The organism is Terrisporobacter sp. (assembly GCF_017888745.1).
Taxonomy (GTDB): Bacteria; Bacillota; Clostridia; order Peptostreptococcales; family Peptostreptococcaceae; genus Terrisporobacter.
In genome coordinates this window covers 1-5664 of record NZ_JAGHFM010000010.1, presented here as the reverse complement: position 1 = coordinate 5664, position 5664 = coordinate 1, and the positions used below count along the sequence as shown (strand labels likewise).

At 22.4% G+C, this 5664-nt stretch carries 3 protein-coding genes; all 3 read right to left on the bottom strand.

The genetic code is table 11. The features are described from left to right. Positions 1-154 precede the first annotated feature (154 nt). A complete protein-coding gene (locus J7G74_RS00275) occupies positions 155-4408 on the bottom strand; it encodes a DUF445 family protein (RefSeq protein ID WP_297130218.1) in 4254 nt (1417 codons plus the stop codon). 74 nt (positions 4409-4482) lie between these two features. Further along, positions 4483-4755 (bottom strand): ArsR/SmtB family transcription factor, encoded by a 273-nt coding sequence (locus J7G74_RS00270; RefSeq protein WP_297130215.1) that lies wholly within the window; start codon positions 4753-4755, stop codon positions 4483-4485. Positions 4756-4966: 211 nt separating this feature from the next. After that, on the bottom strand, positions 4967-5664 hold a 698-nt coding region (locus J7G74_RS00265; protein ID WP_297130213.1), incomplete at its 5' end, for an HAD family hydrolase.

Here is a 5664-nt window from a genome sequence, read left to right as displayed (position 1 = left end):
TTTTATAAAAAACTTACTTAATTTATATAGTTAATAGATTACAACACTACTAAAATTAATAGTCATATTTATCCTAAAATCATATAAAGTATAATTTCTTCGAAAATAAAAAAGCCTATAGAAATTTTTCTATAAACTTTTTTATTTTCATTATTTATTTTTTAAATAGATTACTTTGAGAAGTAGCTAATCTTTTTTCTATCTTTTTAGTATATGCAATATCTGATAGCGCAAGAATTATTGATAAATAAACATTCACACCAAATATAAACCCAAAAGCTCCATATATATATAGTTTAATAAAGAAGTCACCTGCAAATGATTTAAATAGTAAGTGAATTTCTCTTGGATGCATTTTTTCTACTTCTTCTATAGTTATTTTCTCAATATCAAGAGACTTAAGAAGAGGGTTTATATTTTTTTCAACACTATTTAAAACACCTTCTACCCCTAAACCTAATAAATATTCTTTTGTTTCATCTGGTACAAATTTAATATTATCTTCCATAAAAGTATCTAATATATCTTTTATTATTAATTTATTCTTTTTATTTAAATCTTTATTATTTAATAAATTGTATAAATTACAATTTATATCTTCCATTAATTGTCCACTACTTAATAATTTACCAACTTCAATATCCTTTATAGATGTTTGATATAATTCATCACATAATATAGAAACATATTCATTTATTACTCTACTAGTTTCTATAACCTTGAATATATTATCTACTATGTGATTTATATCTTTTCTATTTAACTCCCAAGATATTTCAACTAAACTAATTGAGTAGAAATGTTTCATAATTTTATCATTTATTAATTGTAATAAAAGCTCATTAACTTCTACTTTATTTTCTTTTATATTAACTACTATATCATTTGCAGCTAAATTTAATATATCTTTACATTTATCATAAAGTTTATGGATATTTTCTATATTTAATATAATAGCAACATCCTTTGTTTTAATTTCAAACACCTTATTAATAACTAAATCTAAACTATCGTATACATATGTTTTGAACTCTTCATCTTGTTTTAATTCAAATACAATTCTATCTAATAACAAACTTGTATTTATTTCTTTAGGTTTCACACCTAAATCCTTTATTTTACTTGGATATACTTCTCTTTCTAAGAAATTATATAATATAACTGAAATCTTATCTTTATCTTCATTTATTAGAGTTTCTATCTTAGTACCTACAATATTATTAACCACATCTTTTACTAATGTATCTCCATCAGCAAAGTCATATGCCATCTTGACAAAGAAATTAAGATTTCTTCTTACTACTTTAATCACCATAGATGAAATCTCATCATTATTATTCTTAATAAATGTAATTAATTTATCAATACACATCTCTGTAATATTATAAATTTCTGTATCTAATTTATTTTTTATTTTTCCATCAAATAATTCATCAAATCTTTTATCTTCATTAAGTTCATCACTTAAATACTGTTGTATTCCATTATTTAACTGATCTTTTAATTGAATAAGCATTATATTGATAAATTTCTCTGTTTTCATATTATTTTTTATATTTAATAATGATTTTTCACTAATTATATCCTTAATGTTTTTATCCATTAAAGTATCATATATTTCTTCATTTTTTAATATTATGTTTTTAACTAACTCCTCTATAGAAGATGTTTCTACTTTATCCTGAATATAATTCTTTACGTCATCATCAATTTTTTCATTAATTACTTTTATTAATTCATCAGGTAATATTTCTCCCATAGATTTATTAATCTTTAATTTTTTCTCATAATAATTTATTACTTTATCTTCAAATTTATAGAGACTATTTAAAAGCTCTGTAGCCTTCTTATTAATAAAATCTTCTGATATGAACTTATTACACTTGATATTTAAAGCATTATCGCAAGCTAACTTTGAAATTGAATCACGATTTTTTCTACATAATTTTAATATAAACTTATAAGAAAGATTATATATTTTTTCCTTTTTAGTAATCATAAAATCTAAAATATTTTTATAATTGCTATTTATAATTTTACCTAAAATATCATCTTTATATTTTTTCTTATTGTAACTAAATAGTTCAACTATTCTATGACCACTTAGCAACTCATTTTCTATGAAGTATGCCATTCCTGATGCAAATTTATTTTTATGAGCTGGTATATATCCTATAGAGAATATTCTAAATACAGGTATTTTAGATATAAATTTATTTTTTTCATAAGGACAAAATACCATCCACAGAGCAATTATATTTGTCATAATTCCTATCCCCGCCATAATAGCACAAGCAATTAAAGTATTTTGTAAATTATTATAAAACCCATATGCCCCATTAATATTTTGCATTGCAATACCGAATATTACCCCAACAATAATACCTAAAAATGCTCCAAACATAGATAAAGGCTTTAATTGTTTACCCATAAAACTTTGAGCTATGTCACAAATTTCTTCTTCATCTAGTATAATTAAATTTTCATAAATTAACTTTTTAATTCTTCCATCTACTATATAAGGAATATTTTCAACCGTTGAATTATATACTTTTTCAGTTAAATTTTTACTGATATCTTCTTTTTTATTTATCTCATCTAAAACCATACTAATTTTAGAAGATTTATATTGATTTATATATTCTATTCCTAATCCAATAGTTTTATCAATTAAAGGATTATATGATTCTTCTTCATAATTACTTAATAAATCTTCTATTTTTATATTTTTAATATAATTATTTAAATTATTTCTAATATGATTCTTATAATCATCTCTTTTGCTATCTAAAAATTTGCATATTTTATCAGGTAATATCCTTGAAAATTTCGATACTTGAGACTCATCAAATAATTCACTTACTTTTCTATTTAACATGGAATCAATCTTATCATGAACCATATTAAATATTATATCATCTAGATGAGATATTATTTTATCTTTATTATTTAGTATCGATTCATAAATTTTAGGTTTAATATTTTTGTTAAGCAATCCATTTAAATCTTGATCTATTAATTTATTTATAGTTTTTGAAGATTCTCTTCTTAATAAAATTTTCGATAATTCTATACCATTATCTTCCCATTTATTTATGATTATCTCAGTTACTTTTTCTTTGTTAATTAAATTATTGTTTTCTAAAATAATTATTAAGTCTTTTATTTTAGTTTCTTCTAAAAATTTAACAATTCTAGAATAAAGATTATATGATGTTTCTTCATTAACATTATAATTATTAATGAAATCTATTATTTTATTTACTAATTCATTTCTAGAAGAAAAATCATTAAGCATACTATCCTTAACCTTTGAAATCATTGATTTTCTTAATTCATCTTCAATATTATCAACAGTCTCAAGTATAGAATCATCAATCATTTGTTCAATAGATTCTTTATTATCTTGTATCCAAGATGTGAAGTATGGTATTAACTTTTCAATTAGTTGTGCTATATACTCACTTGAAATTCTTGAAAAATGTATAGGTAAAATTTCAAACAGAGTCAAATCAATACTTTTAGCTGATATAAATACCTCTTCTACTATAGATTTTATTTTTTCTTTACCTTGTTCTGATTTTACCAGTTCATTTATATTGCTATATATTAAATAACTTAATTTATCTGCTTCTTCTTCACTTAATATTTCTTCTATAGATTTTGCCTCCATATTTTTTTGAAGATTTTTTAATATAGATTTAATATCAATTAAAGATAATACTTTATCAACTAAAGCCTTTATTTCTTTTTTACTATCTAAGGTTTCATCTATAGCATTAATTATTTCACAACTTATAATTCTAGTTAACTTCTCTGATGTTTCTTTTGAAATAAATTGACTTAGGCTTGCGTCGGATTGTTCATTGTATAAATCAGTAACTAGATGCATAAATTCTTCATTAGAATTTATATTATCTATTACTTCATCATAAATATAATCTACAATTTTAGAAATTTGTTTTTCATTTAATAAATCTTCTAGCTTCAAATATTCACTAATATTATTTATTATATTAGGTATCACATCCTTTAAATTTTCTCTTAATAATGTTTCTCCGTTTATTATAGTCTCATTGAATCCAGGTATACTCTCTATTGTTTTATCTTTTATTATTTCATATAAAGATTCTTCAAATAAATCTCTCCCTGTTTCACTAATAGCTTCTTTAAATTTTTCATTTAAAATACTATTTTTTAAAGTAGAAGAGTTAATGATATCTCTTTCTACTAAATCGCTTATTTCATCAATAAATTTTTCCTTATTTTTCTTAACTGCTCCACCTATTTTTAGAGGTGTGTATTCCTTAAAAATCATATTAACTGCATATTTATTAGTAATATAACCGGCTACACCACTAGAAAAGGCTTGTAATAATAGAAATAGTATCTTTTCTGTTGTAATCATCTTCATCACCTATCCGTCATATTTTTAATTTTTAGTCGTATATTTTAAGTTGTATATAGTTAGTTAAATATATTCTAATTTCCCTTCAATACATATAGTATATCTTCTATTCTCTTGTCCTTTACAAAGTAAGTTATATTTAAACCCACCTTCCTACAATCTAATAAATCATGTGCTCTTAGTATGGACAAATGTTGAGATAAGCCTGACTGACTTATATTATTTAATTTTTTATTTAATTCTCCAACAGTCATAGGCTTTTCTAGTAAATAGTATAGAATTAATAATCTATTTTCATTTGCCAAAACTTTCAACTTCCTTGCAAGATTTTTTGCTCTTTCTTCCAATATTTTAGCTTCCTCTCTATTGTCTTATTAATAAATTATAACCATATTAAATTTAAGTATATTAGTATTTACTAATATAATTAAATTTAATTGCTTTGTCAATATTTTACATATTTCTTAACATATTAAAAGACCATAAGATGAATATCTTATAGCCTTCCTAAAATTATTTATTTAGTTATTATTAAAACTATCATCTAATTATAACTTTTTATAGTTGAAAATGTCTTTTTATAGCATCCACAACTCCATCTTCATCATTTGATTTTGCTCTATAGTTACATATTTCTTTAAGCTTAGGATGTGCATTGTCCATTGCATAGCTATATTTACAACTTTGCATCATTTCATAATCATTTAAATAATCTCCAAAAGCCATAGTTTCATCATAAGATATACCATACTTCTCTTGAAGTATTTTTATAGCCTCCCCTTTATTAACTTTCGGACTCATAATATCTAACCAATGCTTGCCCGAAATGCATACTAATAATTTATCATCATACTTTTTTAATATATTATAAGCATATTTTTCAGAATCTATCATATCATATACTGCAAATTTACATATTTTCTCTCTTTCTATCACATCTAATAAATCGTCTACTATTTCTAATTTTTCATAATATCTTTTTACTTCTTCTATAAATATATGGTTTTTATTTTCTATATAAGCTGATTCCACACCAGAGATTACAGGATACATGTCCTTTACACCACGTATATCTTTTAATATTTTTATTACTTCTTCTTTATCAATTGTTTCTATATAAATTGGCTCTCCTTTATAATAAATATTTGAACCATTATCAGCTATATAAAAAAGATCATCTTTTATATCATCAAAATTTTTTAACAAATTATAATACTGCCTACCACTAGCTATAGCAAACTTAATATTTTTTTCTT

Excerpts from the sequence above, each read along its gene's own strand:
- J7G74_RS00275 (WP_297130218.1), bottom strand. The coding sequence starts at position 4,408 with ATGATTACAACAGAAAAGATACTATTTCTATTATTACAAGCCTTTTCT.